At 65.1% G+C, this 12,926-nt stretch carries 9 protein-coding genes; 2 read left to right on the top strand and 7 right to left on the bottom strand.

Annotation, left to right across the window (positions count from 1 at the left end; translation table 11 throughout):
• Positions 1-49 precede the first annotated feature (49 nt).
• The 3 genes from VGN72_10180 to VGN72_10170 form a co-directional block, all read right to left on the bottom strand.
• A complete protein-coding gene (locus VGN72_10180) occupies positions 50-793 on the bottom strand; it encodes a glucose 1-dehydrogenase (protein HEV7299721.1) in 744 nt (247 codons plus the stop codon).
• A gap of 13 nt (positions 794-806) precedes the next feature.
• The gene (locus VGN72_10175; GenBank protein ID HEV7299720.1) at positions 807-2,276 is read right to left on the bottom strand and encodes a complex I subunit 1 family protein; all 1,470 of its coding nucleotides are present in this window, start codon (positions 2,274-2,276) and stop codon (positions 807-809) included.
• A gap of 81 nt (positions 2,277-2,357) precedes the next feature.
• Positions 2,358-3,455 carry a hypothetical protein gene (locus VGN72_10170; GenBank protein HEV7299719.1) on the bottom strand — a complete coding sequence of 366 codons (1,098 nt, stop codon included), beginning with the start codon at positions 3,453-3,455 and terminating at the stop codon, positions 2,358-2,360.
• Between the two features lie 120 nt (positions 3,456-3,575).
• On the opposite strand from VGN72_10170, the gene VGN72_10165 reads away from it, so the two are divergent.
• A complete protein-coding gene (locus VGN72_10165; GenBank protein HEV7299718.1) occupies positions 3,576-5,402 on the top strand; it encodes a cytochrome P450 in 1,827 nt (608 codons plus the stop codon).
• A 166-nt stretch (positions 5,403-5,568) separates the two neighbouring features.
• Here VGN72_10165 and VGN72_10160 read toward each other — a convergent pair whose 3' ends face one another.
• The 3 genes from VGN72_10160 to VGN72_10150 all read right to left on the bottom strand — a co-directional run bounded on the left by VGN72_10160 (position 5,569) and on the right by VGN72_10150 (position 10,642).
• A complete protein-coding gene (locus VGN72_10160; protein ID HEV7299717.1) occupies positions 5,569-7,725 on the bottom strand; it encodes a hypothetical protein in 2,157 nt (718 codons plus the stop codon).
• A 24-nt stretch (positions 7,726-7,749) separates the two neighbouring features.
• The gene (locus VGN72_10155) at positions 7,750-8,886 is read right to left on the bottom strand and encodes a glycoside hydrolase family 18 protein (GenBank protein ID HEV7299716.1); all 1,137 of its coding nucleotides are present in this window, start codon (positions 8,884-8,886) and stop codon (positions 7,750-7,752) included.
• 154 nt (positions 8,887-9,040) lie between these two features.
• Positions 9,041-10,642 (bottom strand): 2Fe-2S iron-sulfur cluster-binding protein, encoded by a 1,602-nt coding sequence (locus tag VGN72_10150; GenBank protein ID HEV7299715.1) that lies wholly within the window; start codon positions 10,640-10,642, stop codon positions 9,041-9,043.
• A 148-nt stretch (positions 10,643-10,790) separates the two neighbouring features.
• On the opposite strand from VGN72_10150, the gene VGN72_10145 reads away from it, so the two are divergent.
• Positions 10,791-11,603 (top strand): hypothetical protein, encoded by an 813-nt coding sequence (locus VGN72_10145; protein ID HEV7299714.1) that lies wholly within the window; start codon positions 10,791-10,793, stop codon positions 11,601-11,603.
• A gap of 734 nt (positions 11,604-12,337) precedes the next feature.
• On the opposite strand, the gene VGN72_10140 is transcribed toward VGN72_10145, so the two are convergent.
• The gene (locus VGN72_10140; GenBank protein ID HEV7299713.1) at positions 12,338-12,898 is read right to left on the bottom strand and encodes an IS5 family transposase; all 561 of its coding nucleotides are present in this window, start codon (positions 12,896-12,898) and stop codon (positions 12,338-12,340) included.
• Positions 12,899-12,926 lie beyond the last annotated feature (28 nt).

Here is a 12,926-nt window from a genome sequence, read left to right as displayed (position 1 = left end):
CGCTCCCGGCACAGTATAGCAGCCATCCCCCGCTGCTGTCGAAGCCGATCTAAAGACCCCCCGTCGCCCCGATGATCTCGCCGGTGATCCACCGGGCCTCGTTTGACGCGATGAATGCCACCACATCCGCGATATCGTCCGGATGGCCCAGGCGGCCGAGCGGTGTGGCCTGGATCAGCATTTGCGCGATCTCTGGCGTCATGGCGGAGCGCAGCAGGTCCGTATCCGTCGTGCCGGGGGCGACGGCGTTAACGGTAATGCCGCGAACGCCCAATTCCTTGGCCCAGCACTTGGTCAGCATTTCCACCGCGGCCTTGGTGGCGCTGTAGAGGCTGCTGCCGGCGGTGGGGGTGCGGGTGATGCCGCTGGTGATGTTGATGATCCGGCCACCATCGTCGCCCATCGCCACGAGCGCTACCTGCGTGCACAAGATGAGCCCGCGGACGTTCAGATCGAACTGCTTCGTGTACTGGCTAATGTCGGTCTGGTCCAGCGGCTGGTTCAGGATGGCGGTGCCGGCGTTATTGACGAGGATGTCGAGCCGACCGTAGGCCAAGCGTGCGGTTTCGAAGAGGTCGGGAATGTGGTCGGGGTTGGACAGGTCGGCGCACGCCGTCACCGCCTGCCCACCCGCGTAGCGGATCTCACTCGCCAGCCGTTCGGCCTCTTCGGCGCTGGCGGCGTAGTTGATGACGACCTTGGCCCCGTCCACGCCCAACTTGCGCGCGATGGCCGCTCCGATGCCCCGGCTGGCGCCGGTGACGATCGCAACCTTGTTCGCAAGTCGCTGCATGGCGGACCTCGCATTAGTTCAACGACGCCGGCAACGCCGTCTGGTTGAACCGGCTGCCCGGCACGTGCACGCGGCGGTTCGTCTGCGGTGCCGGTGGCAGGAACGTGCTGCCGACCATCACCACGACGGCGATCAACGCGTTCATGCCGAACATCATCAGGGCGTGCCAGCCGTTGATGCGCATGTACTGGCGACCTTCACCGCCCCAGTAGTAGACGAGGAACGCCGTCGCCATCAGCTGCAGCAGCGCGATGGGGATCAAACCGCGCCACGCCAGCGTCATGATCTGATCGAAGCGGAATCGTGGCAAACTCCAGCGGACCCACATGAAGACGCTGATGATCAACAGCGCCTTGCCGTAGAACACCGCCGCCCGCGCGATGGCGACCCAGACGCTGTCGACCAGCGATGGGTGCGCCGGGTTCAGGTGGCCGCGCAAACCGGGGAAATCCCAACCACCGAAGAACAGCGCCACGCAGATCGCGCTGGTGGTGATCATGCCCGCATACTCGGCCAGCAGCAGCAGACCCAGCCGCATCGACGAGTATTCCGTGTGATAGCCACCCACCAGTTCCTGCTCGGCCTCGGCGGTGTCGAACGGGGCGCGGTTGGCCTCGGCAAGGATGCAGATCAGGAACATCACGAACGCTAGTGGCTGGCAGAAGATGTTCCACGCCGGCAGCACGCCGTACCACGAGTGGGCCTGCACCTCGACCAGTTCTGCCAAATTCAGCGTGCCGTACATCACCACGATCGTCAGCACGGCCAGGCCAAGCGGAATCTCGTAGCTGATCATGTTGGCCGTCGCACGTAAGCCCCCCAGGAACGAGAACTTATTGTTGCTGGCGTACCCACCTATGACCACGCCGTACACCGCCAGCGACAGCGTCGCCAGGATGTAGAGGACACCGATGTTCAGGTTGGCGATCTGGAACATCCAGCCGTGCCAGAACGTGGCGGTTACCTGACCGTTGTCTTGCGCGAAAACCGGCACACCGATCAACTCGTTGCCCGGTGGAATGGCGGCCTGAATCGCCGCAGCGTACTCGGCGTTGGCGGCGGCGCTCTGGCCGGCGCTGGCGATCGCTTGGGCGGTTACGTCGATCGTCTCTTTCTCCCCCACCCAGCCGCCCCACGGCAGCGTCGCAATACTGATGACGATCACCGTCATCATCACCATCGGCGCAAGGCTGAACAGGATCTTGTCAACGTGCTTCGGTCGATAGTCTTCCTTCAAAAACAGCTTCAACCCGTCGGCCATGGGTTGGCCCAAGCCCCAGAACTTGAAGTTCTTCAGGATCGGGATGATGCCGAACCCCAGCCCCGTGCGGTTGGGCCCGATACGGTCCTGCACCCACGACGCGATCTTGCGCTCGAGCAGGATGAGGTACGCGACCGTGCCCAGCACGATGACGTGCAGGACGATCGCGAGGGTGATCCAGTGATAGTTGGCCTTGAACCAGTCAGTGAGCACGTCGACCATGATGGGCAGCATCCTAAACGCGCCCCTTTACTTCCGCCACCACCGGCGCGGTTGGACTGGCGTTTTTCGACGGATCTGCCGCTACGGTGAATAGGGGCGATTCAGGTCAAGGTGCCATCCGCTCGCGAGCGGCCCCTCGGCCCGCAGATGGACCGTGTCGTCGCCTTGTAGGCGTCCGACGATCATGCCCGACTTCCCGGCCATTTCATATGGTATGTAAAACCGCGTGACATCGGCCGAGTCGGCGACGCCGGCGAAGAGACGCAGGGGTGGGTACGGATCACCGGAATCCTCCGTACGATTGTATTCGGAGGACATTCGGACGGTCATGGGCGTGGTGGGCGACGTAGGGTGCAGCACAATTGCAGATACATCACGACGGCCATGCTGAAACCCTTGCGATCGGTTCAGCAGGAACGTCGCATCGATCAGGACGACGACGAGGCGAGGCTCGGACGACTGGGACGCGCGTCGCTCGTGCATGAACAGTAAGGTCTGTGCAGAGAGGGCCCGACCGGCCAACCTTGACGGTAGCGACGAAGCCACAGATTGAAATGCCTCCGGCAACGGCGTCACCCAAGGCCATGGCAGTTGCGGAGTGGCGACCGATGGGTTGGTGCTGGGGAGCTTTCCGTCCTGTCCGCGCTTACCCGCTGGTTCCTCGGGGCCGCCGGGACGCTTGGGATCGTCGTCGTACAGAAGCGTTCCCATCGGCCACGCGTGGGTAAAGCATTTCTGCTCGGCCACCATCGCCACCTGTCGCGCTGCTGCGGCCGCCTGTTCCTTCGCGATCTTCGCGACCTCGGCACGTTCGGCGGCCTGTCGACGTTGGTAGTCCGCCCACTGCTGCTTGCCGAACGCCGACAGCGCCGGCCCCATAACAAAGCCGCCCAGCAAGATGGTGTTCACGAGCGTCAGAAACAGCAACAGCCGAAACCCGCGCAGCGAGACGGGTTGCGGTCCCTGCCGGTACGACAGGGGAGATTGCTCATTCGAGGGTAATGGCGGCGGATCTTCCTCAGGTACAGACATGCGTGGCCCTCCCATTGTCACCACTGGATTGGATGATGATCCACGATCAGGCCAAAACTGAATACCCCCGAAACGCGTCTCGGCTCGGATGATCACCATCCGCGGACCGGCTACATCGTTTTTCCCTAGCTGTGTTCGTTCGGGCATCGCTGGAACGGGCTTTGCCGCGCTTCGCGAATGACGCCAGGCACGACGGTGGAACCGCGCTCCGCTAGGCGGCACCCGCGTCGTTCGTTTCCCGGTCGCGCGCTTCCGAAGGATGCAGTCATGATGAAGATCTCCACGCGTACGCACGCCTGTCTCGATATCGCCACCGTCGCCTTCGCGATCGCGTTCCCGCGATTGTTGGGGGCAAGCAAGCCGTTCACGCGCGCCGCGACAATACTGGCGTTGGGCAAGTTGGGTTACGCCTTGGTGACGCGGCACGAGTTAGGTGTGGCCAAGATGCTGCCGATGAAGACGCACCTGGCGCTCGACGCTGCGGGGGGCGTAATGATGGGCGCGTTGCCGTTCGTCCAACGGCGGCGCGAGAACGCCGCCGTCACCGCGTGCGCGCTGGGGATGGGGCTGATGGATATGGCCGTCGCGCCGTTGACGGACAGCCAATCGAAACCGCGCGTGGATGAAGTCCACGTCGTCACGCCGACCGACACAATGACCGCCACCGGTGCCGGTGATGCGGCGAGCGAGCCGAAGATCGCGAAGGAGAACCGTCTGCCGACCGCGTCGCTGCTCGACTCGTCGAAGGTGGTGTGGGGCATGTTCATGCCCAACGTGGCTAAGGGCGCGATCATCCGCCGGCCGCGCGTGGTGGCGATGAGCGAAAAGCTCGGTGTCGACACGGCGGCGGTGAAGATGATGCAGCAGTTGCGGCGCAAGTACGGTAACGGCCCGCTCATGCTGAAGGTGCCGTTCCGCAATCAGGCGGTGCTGCTGGACCCCGACCACGTCCGCCGGGTGCTCGATGAATCGCCAGAGCCCTTCGCCACCGCCAGTACCGAGAAGCAGGCGGCCCTGGCGCACCTCGAGCCGCACGGCGTGCTCATCTCGCACGGGCCGGCGCGGCGATTGCGCCGCGAGTTGAACGACCAGGTGCTGGAGAGCAAGAGCCCCATCCACCACATGGCCGGCGCGTTCCTGCCAATCGTGGACGACGAGATCGGCCGATTGTTGAACCACGTGAAGCAGTCGGGCGGCGAGCTGCGGTGGGACGACTACATCGACGCGATCTTCGCGATCGTTCGGCGGGTGATCTTCGGCAATGGCGCGCGCGACGACCGGCGCATTACCGACCTGGCCGCCTGGCTGCGCGCCGACGCCAACTGGGCCTTCGCCAAACCGCGCCGCACGGATCTGCGCGACGAACTGCACGGCCGCATTCGCGCCTACCTGGACAAGGCCGAGCCCAACAGCCTTTGCGCTTACATGGCGACGAAGGTGCGATCGGACGAGCAGAAGCCCGAGGGGCAAATTCCGCAGTGGCTATTCGCGTTCGATGCGGCCGCCATGGCGTCGTTCCGGGCGCTGGCGCTGCTGGCGACGCATCCGCAGCATTTGGACGAGGTGCGCCAGGAAACCACCGGCGGCGCCGTCACCGATCGGCCGATGCGCCCGCTGTTGCGCGCCGCGATGCTGGAGGCGTTACGGCTTTGGCCGACCACACCGATGATCCTGCGGCAGACGACACGCCAGACCGAGTGGGACAACGGTATTATGCCCGCGCGCACCGGCGTGCTGCTCTTTGCGCCCTTCTTCCACCGCGATGACGAGCGCCTGCCCTTCGCCAACACGTTCCACCCGAACCTCTGGATTGAAGACGACGCCAACGTGTGCGGCTTCCCCCCGCGCGAGTGGCCGTTCGTGCCGTTCAGCGGCGGCACCGCTCACTGCCCCGCGCAGAACCTCGTGCTGCTGCTGACCAGCGGCGTGCTGGCCGGCCTGATCGACAACCACACGGTCCGCCTGCGCGACCCCCACCGCCTGCCGCCTGGCAAGCTCCCCGGCACGCTCGACAGCTTCACGCTGCGCTTCGAGATTGGTGGCATAAGGAGCCGCAGCGGCGCGACACCTTCGGCGGCAGCGCTGGCGAGTTGATGTCACTACAGCGGCGATCGCATTGGCCGTGGCATGGGCGCCAGAGCCCATGCATCTCGATTGAACGGTCGTTGACATTTGTGGCAGACCGCTTCGACCGCGCGGCTGCAACAAATCTCTTGGTTCACAACATGCATGGGCTCTGGCGCCCATGCCACGGCCGGAATTACACCGCCCAATGCGTCGCCTCGCCCGCGGGAAGCGTGATCGTCTTTCCCATCACGTCGGCGGTCACCGATGACTCGCTGGCGTTCAGCACGATCACGTGACGCTTTCCAGCGGTGTCGTGGACGGCGACGGCGCGCAGCGCGTCATTGTTCGTTTCCACCCGAGCCGTCGCGTTGCGGTCGGCCAGTTGGCGCGTAGCGGCGGCGTCGGTCGTGCTCACCATCCAGGCGCAGTCCAGCAGCACGGCATTCGGTTCGACGAAAAACGGCGCGACCTCGCTGCGGTGACCGAAGCAGAGTTGCTCGACGGTCAGGTTCGGCGTCGCACCACCGCGCTGGGCGGTGGAACGGTCGAGCGTGAGCGTCGGTGCGCCGTACAGGCCCACCACCGACAACCGGCCGTCGATCGTCGCCCAGCGCGAATCGAGCGACACCACTTCGTTATTCGCGGCGGCGTTCAACTGCACGGTGCCGCCAGCGATGTCGAGTTGGCGCGTGAAGTTGTTGAACAGATCGTTCGGCACGTTCAATCGCAATCCCTTCACGTTGCGAACCAGCGCGCGCAGCGCGGCGGCCCGGCAGACCTGAATGCCGACGACCGTGCGATCGTCCGGCAGCGCGACGAACGCGAGGTAGTGCAGGCCGAGGTCCTTGCCGGTCCATCCTTCGGCGATGAACAGCTGCGCGCCCTCCACGATCGTACCGCTGGTGATGAACCCGCCAGGCATCTCGCGAACGTCGTGCCGCACGAGGCGGCGGAGTTTGTTGCCGGAATGCGGGTCGTGCACGAACGTGATCTCGCCGGCGAGGTTCTGTTCCCACTCGGCTAGGTCGCTGCGATCGGGTGGAACGCACAGGCCCTGCGTGAGGCCCTTGGCGCGCCAGGCGAACGACGCCAGCCGCGTCGGTGAGCGATGCATCGCAGCGCCGTACTCGCGGTCGGACCAAAGCACCGTCGGCGACGGGTCGGCTTCGACCTTCTTCTTCGGCCGCACGAGCGGCGCGTAGGCGAGCGCCATGCTGAGCGCGTTGATGCGGTCGCCTTCCAGCCGCACATAATAGTACGGGTTGTGGTTCGCCAGCGCTGCCAACCGTCGGCCGTAGAAGCTGCCGTCACCGTTGTAAGCGGCCTCGGTCTCGCACAACGACAGATATCCATCCATCAGCTCCACCGCGATCGCGTCACCGAGATGGTCGGCGGCGTACAGCAGTGATGGGACCAGATACTCCTGGCAGTACGCGTAGCGCACGCGCGTGTCGCCACCCATTCTCACGAGGCGACCATCGGTGAAGATCAACGGCCGCAGCGTGCGCCACAAGTCGCGCTGGTGCAGGTGCAGCAGTTGCGGCGCCGGCAGGTTGAGCCGCTTCAGGTCGAAGTGGAGGATGGCCGCGTTGCTGACGCAGATGGCCATGTAGCCGACGTTGAAGTAGCCGTGATGGTCCAGCGCATAGCTGTCGAAGAAGCCCGCGCCTACGTGCCGCTGCTTCAGCGGCAAGCCGTCGTAGACCGTGTCATCATTCGCATCGGCCGCGATGCTCACGCCCGCGGCCAAGAACGCCAGCCCGTGCTCGCGCCACCGCGCCGCGTGCGGGTGATCGGGATACATCGCGGCGGTGCGCCACAGGATCGCGCCGTTCCACAGGTTTGATTCCGGGTCGTTCTTGCCCGAGTCGTTCCACTTGTCGATCTTGATGCCGACGTTCGAGCCGCGCCGGTAGTCGGTCAGCAACCAGTCGCACTCCGACTCCAGCATGCGCTGCAAGCCCGCGCGGTCGGCGGCCGTCAGGTGTTCGTCGATCGCGGCCACGCCGTGCATCATGCGCTCGATGCCCAACCCGCTGATCCACGTCTGCCCCCACTGCCGACCGTCGGTGCATGCCAGCGGCCCTGACATATGTGACGCGATGCAGAACCGCAGCGCCGCCAGCGCCCGCTGGCGCGCCCAGTCGCGGTCGGCGTTGCTCAGTTCCGCCCGCGTCGACAGCACCGCCATCGCGGCGACGTACTTCGCGTTGGTCTGCACGCCCCACCAGTCGTACCCGGTGCCGAAGCACCCTAGCGCCGGGTTGCCCGGCACCGCGTACCACCACCGCTCGGCCCATCGTGCCCACCGGTGCATTAACGTGACCACGCGCGATTCGTCTAACTTCATTTCGCTGTGCCTCGGCGGGTCATGTTACCGCGCCGGCCGTTGTCGGAAAGCGATGATCGCGTCTGCCAGCGGGTGCTCGCCGGTTGGAAGCGCATCCTGTGCGATGTTCCAGACAATGCAGCCGCCGTACCGCTGCTCGGTCATGTGGGCCAAGCGCGCGGTGATCGCGCGGGCATCAGTAAAGGAGACGAAGCGATCGTCGGCGGCGCCCGGGCGGTCGATCGACAGGTATGGGCTCTGCGCGACCTCGTCGAAGCGAAGGCGATCAGGGGCGTAGTACTGTCGCATGATGTCGGCGTAGCCGACGTCGACGTCCACCTTGGGTGGCGTCGTCCAACCTTGCTTAAGGCGCGTCACGCCACCGGTGTCGGTGCCTTCACCGCCCGCCCACACGCTGCCGTGGAAGGCGAGTCCGATACCGAGCTTCTCGGGTCGCACGCCCGCCGTGACGAACTCGCGCATGTTCGTTTCGACCGACGGCATTTCCCGTCCCGCTTCGCCGAACCGCGCCCCACCGTTGGACAACGCGGCCCCGTGCCAGGTCACCCACCCTTCCCACGCGCCGGCCAGCACGTAGGTCATCAGGTTGATCTGATCCAGCTCGTCCTGCAAGCCAGCGAACAACCGTCCCACCTCGCGATTTGTCAGACTCGTCCCAGTGGCCGCCGTCAGCAGCGCTTGCGGATCGTGCGCACGCAACTTGGCACGCAGTTCCACGACGAAACGGCGGAACTGTTCGTTGTTGGCGTTGCTCAGCGGTTCCCAGTCGATGTCAACGCCGTCGTAACCGTGCGTGCGTGCGAAGTCGACGATGTTGGCGATGAATCGCTGGCGGTTGTCGTCCGACGTCGCGCCGACGAACCCTGCTTCACTGTCGGCGCCACCCAGCACGATCACGACCTTCTTGGCCGCCGCCCGCGCCGCCGCGACCGTCTCCTTCACGTGCGCGTCCGTCAACATAAAGTCCGACGTGTTCAGCGTCCCGTCCGGCCGGACGACGCAAGCGAAGTGAAACACATGCGTGACGGCGTCGAACGGAATCTTCGCCGGCGGCACGCGGTCCTGTTCCCACCCCGGGTAGTAGCCGCTTACCCACGGCTCGGCGGCGCTGACGCGAGGGCCGGCGAAAACCAGGAGCAGCGCGAGGAGAGCGAGGGACAAAGGTTTGGAGTAACTCATCACTGCGTCCCAGCAGCACCCGACGGTGCTCGCGGCGATCCGCCGGTTACAAGTCGCCAACGTCGCCTCGCCTATCCCGCTGCGCGGCGACGTGCCAGATGAGATGCCCGTATCGCAGGGCTATTCGTTCTTCCGCCTACAGTTCCGCGAACTCGAACGCCGGCTCTTCGGCCTTACCGCTGGGCATGGGGGCGGCGGCGAAGAACTCGCCCATTTCCTGACGAACGTCGGCGGCGTTGTAGAAGCCGGTGCGCCCGAGCAGGCTGTAGTAAACGTCGCCCTCGCGTCGCGCGCCCTCCATCGGTGCGATGCCGGCGGCGAAGGTTTGCAGCTTGCCCGCGTAGTTTTCCCAGCTGCCGTCCTTTTCCGCCCAGGCGGCGCTGGGCAGCAGGACGTCGGCCTTTTCGGTTAGCGCCGACGGCAGGATGTCCTGTACGACCTTGTAGCCCTTCAACGCCGTCAGCATGGGCGAGGTGATCCAGTTGCTCAGGTACCCACCGACGATCCAGCCGCCCTTCAGCTTGGCAAACTTCGGATCCTTCGCACCGGCGGTTAGCTCGTCGAACGTCGCCGTCGGCCCGCCCAGCATGGCCAGCACGCGGTTGATGCCGTTCTTGTTGGGCACCTTTTCGGCTTGAATCTCGAAGGTCTGCTTGCCGGTCAGGCTGTTCTTGAACGTCTCGTTCTGGCCGCTGGTCGGCACGGGGCCGAGGACGAGCGTCGCTTGCGGATCCCACTGGCGAATGAGCGTGCCGAGCAGGAACGCCTCTTCGCAGGCCATCATCGGAGACAGCACCGCGTAAAGGCTGCCCTCGCCATTGGTGGCCACGAGGTGTTTCAGGTCGGTCGCGGCCTGTTCGACGGCCTTGGGATAGCTGGTGTCGACCTGCGCGCCGTACTGCGTCTTCTTTGCGTGAATCAGTCGGGCATCGCTGTGGACGGCCTTGTAGCTGTAGCGGGTGTCGTCGGAAATCCACCAGCCGTTCACGTCAGGGTTGTAGCGCGGCTTGATGCGGTAGATCACGCCGTCGTTGTAGTTCAGGTAGATGTTCTCACCACCGCTGTCGACCGGCGAGATGCTCGGGGCGTTCTTCAGCAGCCAGACGCGCTGCTTGAAGAGGAAGTCTTTATCCAACAGCGCGCCGACCGGGCAAAGGTCGACCACGTTGCCCGCGAGCTTGTTGTCGACCGGGCGGCCGGGGAAAATGTCGATTTCCTCGCGATGGCCGCGCCCGTCCACGTACAACTCACCGGTACCGGAGATCTCACGCGTGAAGCGGACGCAGCGGGTGCACATGATGCACCGGTCGCTGTAGAGCATGATGTTCTGCCCGACGTCCTTCTTCGGCTGCTTGATCTTGTCTTCTTCGAAGCGGCTCTGGCTGCGGCCGTACCCGTAGCTGTAATCCTGCAGGTAGCACTCACCGGCCTGGTCGCAGACCGGGCAGTCGAGCGGGTGGTTGATCAGCAGGTATTCCATCACCTGCTTCTGGTTGGCGATGGCCTTGGTGCTGTTGGAATGCACGACCATGCCGTCCCGAATCGGCGTCTGGCACGACGGCACGAGCTTGGGAATCCCCTCGACCTCCACCAGGCAAATACGGCAGGACGCGGGGATGGACAACCCCGGGTGATAGCAATACTGCGGCAGCGCATGCCCCGCATCATTGCAGGCCTGCAGGATCATCTGCTTGTCCTTCGCTTCGATCTGTACGCCGTCTACGGTGATCTTGGGCATGGCTGCGGTATGGTATACGCGGTTGTGATGGATTTCACTAGGTGCCGGGACAGAAGTGTGTTGTTGAGCTTCGAGGACGCTCGAAACGATTCCCAATAGGGTGGGATCTCGTTACAACTGATCCATCGCGTTCGCACGGAGGTCAATCGTGACATTATGTAATGTAAGCAAGTGGACGTTCATCCTGCTGGCGTGGGTGGCCCCGTTGTACGCCCAATCACCCAAGCCGCCCGCGCCCAAGCCGGTGCCGTCGGTGACGGTGGTGAAGGCGGACGAGTCGACGGTCAAGGGGTGGCTGCTGGCCGCGGGGCCGAAAGGGATGAAGCTCGATCCCGCGGCCAAGCGGGTCGATCCGCCCGTGGAGACGGTCGAACTGCTCTGGGACGACGTGAAGACCGTCAGCAACGGCCTGAACCGTCAACGGGCGGTCACGCAACTGAAGCAGGCCCGCAAGACCGAGCTCTGCGGCGACTGCCTGGGTGAGGGCGGCGTGAATTGTCGGGTGTGCAACGGCACCGGGCACCCCGCCGGGTCGGCGGTGGGCTGCGCCACCTGCCAGGGCGCACAGACGGTTGCCTGCAAGACGCCGCGCTGCAAGGACGGCGTCATCCCGTGTCCCGCGCCCTGCCTCAAGCCCACCGAGGGCAACTGGGTGAAGAAGAAGGAAGACGGCCTCCGCTGGCGCTCGTTTCCCGTAAAGGGCAAAGGCACGTTCTCGATCAGCGAGCGGCACTTCGGCGAAATCCTCGACCTCAGCAGCGGCTCGCCCGTGACGACCGCCTGCGTGGTGTGCAACAAGACGGGCGCGATCAAGGACCCGAATTGCTCGGGGACGGGCTTGATGCCCTGCCCGGAAGATCTGGCGCGAACCGATGCGCCCGATTGCGAAGCCTGCAAGGGAACCGGCAAAACCGAGTGCAAAACGTGCGAGGGCTACGGACTGGCGGCGAAGGGGTGGTAGGCGATGTGGATTAGGACTCGCAAGCGGCTCTGCCTTATATCTTCGAATGCCGCCCCACTCCTGCCCGCGTCAGGCGCGTTATACAAAAGAAAATCCCCCCTCACGGTCCGCGTCCGAGAATTTGCCGCCCGTTGCCCCCGATAACGCCCCCGCCCGCGCGACCCCGCCCCCGGCCGCCGTCCACCCGGCCCCTGACGGAACCTATCCGCCCCGTGTCCGAACGATTTTGCCCCGTGTCCGAACCGTTTTGACACGGGCCCGAACGCCTCGGACACGGGCCCCCGCCCCTCAGTCACCGGCCCCACCCACTCTGCCCCCGCACCCGAAGCCCGGGCAACCGGCCGATCTCGATCCGGCCAAGTGAAAAAGGGGGCGGGGTCGCGTCGGCTATCAACTAAGCACCGCAGAGCCGCGCCTCTGCGGCGGAACTTCGCCGCCAGGTTGTGTCTGAAAACGGGGTGCCACGGGCAGCTTGCCTGCCCGTGTCCGACGTGACCACTCGCAAGCACGGGCGGGCAAGCCGCCCGTGGCACCCTGCCTGAGTTTCGGATGCGACCTAGAGCGTGTTATGCACTTTGGGGGCCAGTAACGCAGGCGTGACGACGCTGGGTGCCACGGTTTGGTACTCCAAGCCGTGCCGGTACACGCAGACACGGCTTGGAGTACCAAACCGTGGCACCCAAGCCAGTTTCTGAGCTGGAAAGTGCATAACACGCTTTAGGTGGTACGGACATTCATTCCTCCGCGGTGATGAAGGCTGCGAGGTAGACGAAGCCGGCGAAGTTGGCGGCCTTCTTCTCGTACCGCGTGGCCACGCGCCGGCAGCGGCGGATGCGGCAGAAGAATCGCTCGATGACGTTTCGGTGCTTGTACCGCGTCCGGTCGTAGCGTCGCTTCCGCTTGCGTGTCGGGTTCGGCTTGATGCAGCACCGGGCCCGCAGTTGTCGCACCTGCTCACGCAACTCGTCGCTGTCGTACGCCCCGTCGGCGATCACGTGCCCGACCGTGCCGCGCCGCAGTCCCGACAGGAGCGGGCCGGCCTGCGGGCAGTCGCCGCGGTGGCCGGGCGTGAGCACCAGCCGCAACAACCGGCCCCGACCGTCGACGGCGGCGTGCAGCTTGGTGCTCAGTCCGCCGCGGCCTCGGCCGAGGCAACGCCGCGCGTCGGCGTCCTCTTTTTTTCGCCGCGTCGCCGCCGCCCGGTCGAGGCGACCGGGTGGGCCTTGACCGTCGTGGCGTCGAGCTGCACCTCGTCCAGGTCGGGGTCGCCGGTCGCGCGGGCGATGCGCTCCCACACGCCGGCGGCACACCAGCGGTCGAAGC

The organism is Tepidisphaeraceae bacterium (genome assembly GCA_035998445.1).
In the GTDB taxonomy this organism is placed as follows: domain Bacteria; phylum Planctomycetota; class Phycisphaerae; order Tepidisphaerales; family Tepidisphaeraceae; genus DASYHQ01.
Note: the sequence above shows the minus strand (reverse complement) of the source record. Positions and strands in the feature narration are given on the sequence as shown.

What these genes read in the sequence shown, in the direction of transcription:
- VGN72_10175 (HEV7299720.1), bottom strand. Translation starts at nt 2,276, where the DNA reads ATGGTCGACGTGCTCACTGACTGGTTCAAGGCCAACTATCACTGGATC.
- VGN72_10180 (HEV7299721.1), bottom strand. Translation starts at nt 793, where the DNA reads ATGCAGCGACTTGCGAACAAGGTTGCGATCGTCACCGGCGCCAGCCGG.
- VGN72_10165 (HEV7299718.1), top strand. Translation starts at nt 3,576, where the DNA reads ATGATGAAGATCTCCACGCGTACGCACGCCTGTCTCGATATCGCCACC.
- VGN72_10160 (HEV7299717.1), bottom strand. Translation starts at nt 7,725, where the DNA reads ATGAAGTTAGACGAATCGCGCGTGGTCACGTTAATGCACCGGTGGGCA.
- VGN72_10150 (HEV7299715.1), bottom strand. Translation starts at nt 10,642, where the DNA reads ATGCCCAAGATCACCGTAGACGGCGTACAGATCGAAGCGAAGGACAAG.
- VGN72_10170 (HEV7299719.1), bottom strand. Translation starts at nt 3,455, where the DNA reads ATGCCCGAACGAACACAGCTAGGGAAAAACGATGTAGCCGGTCCGCGG.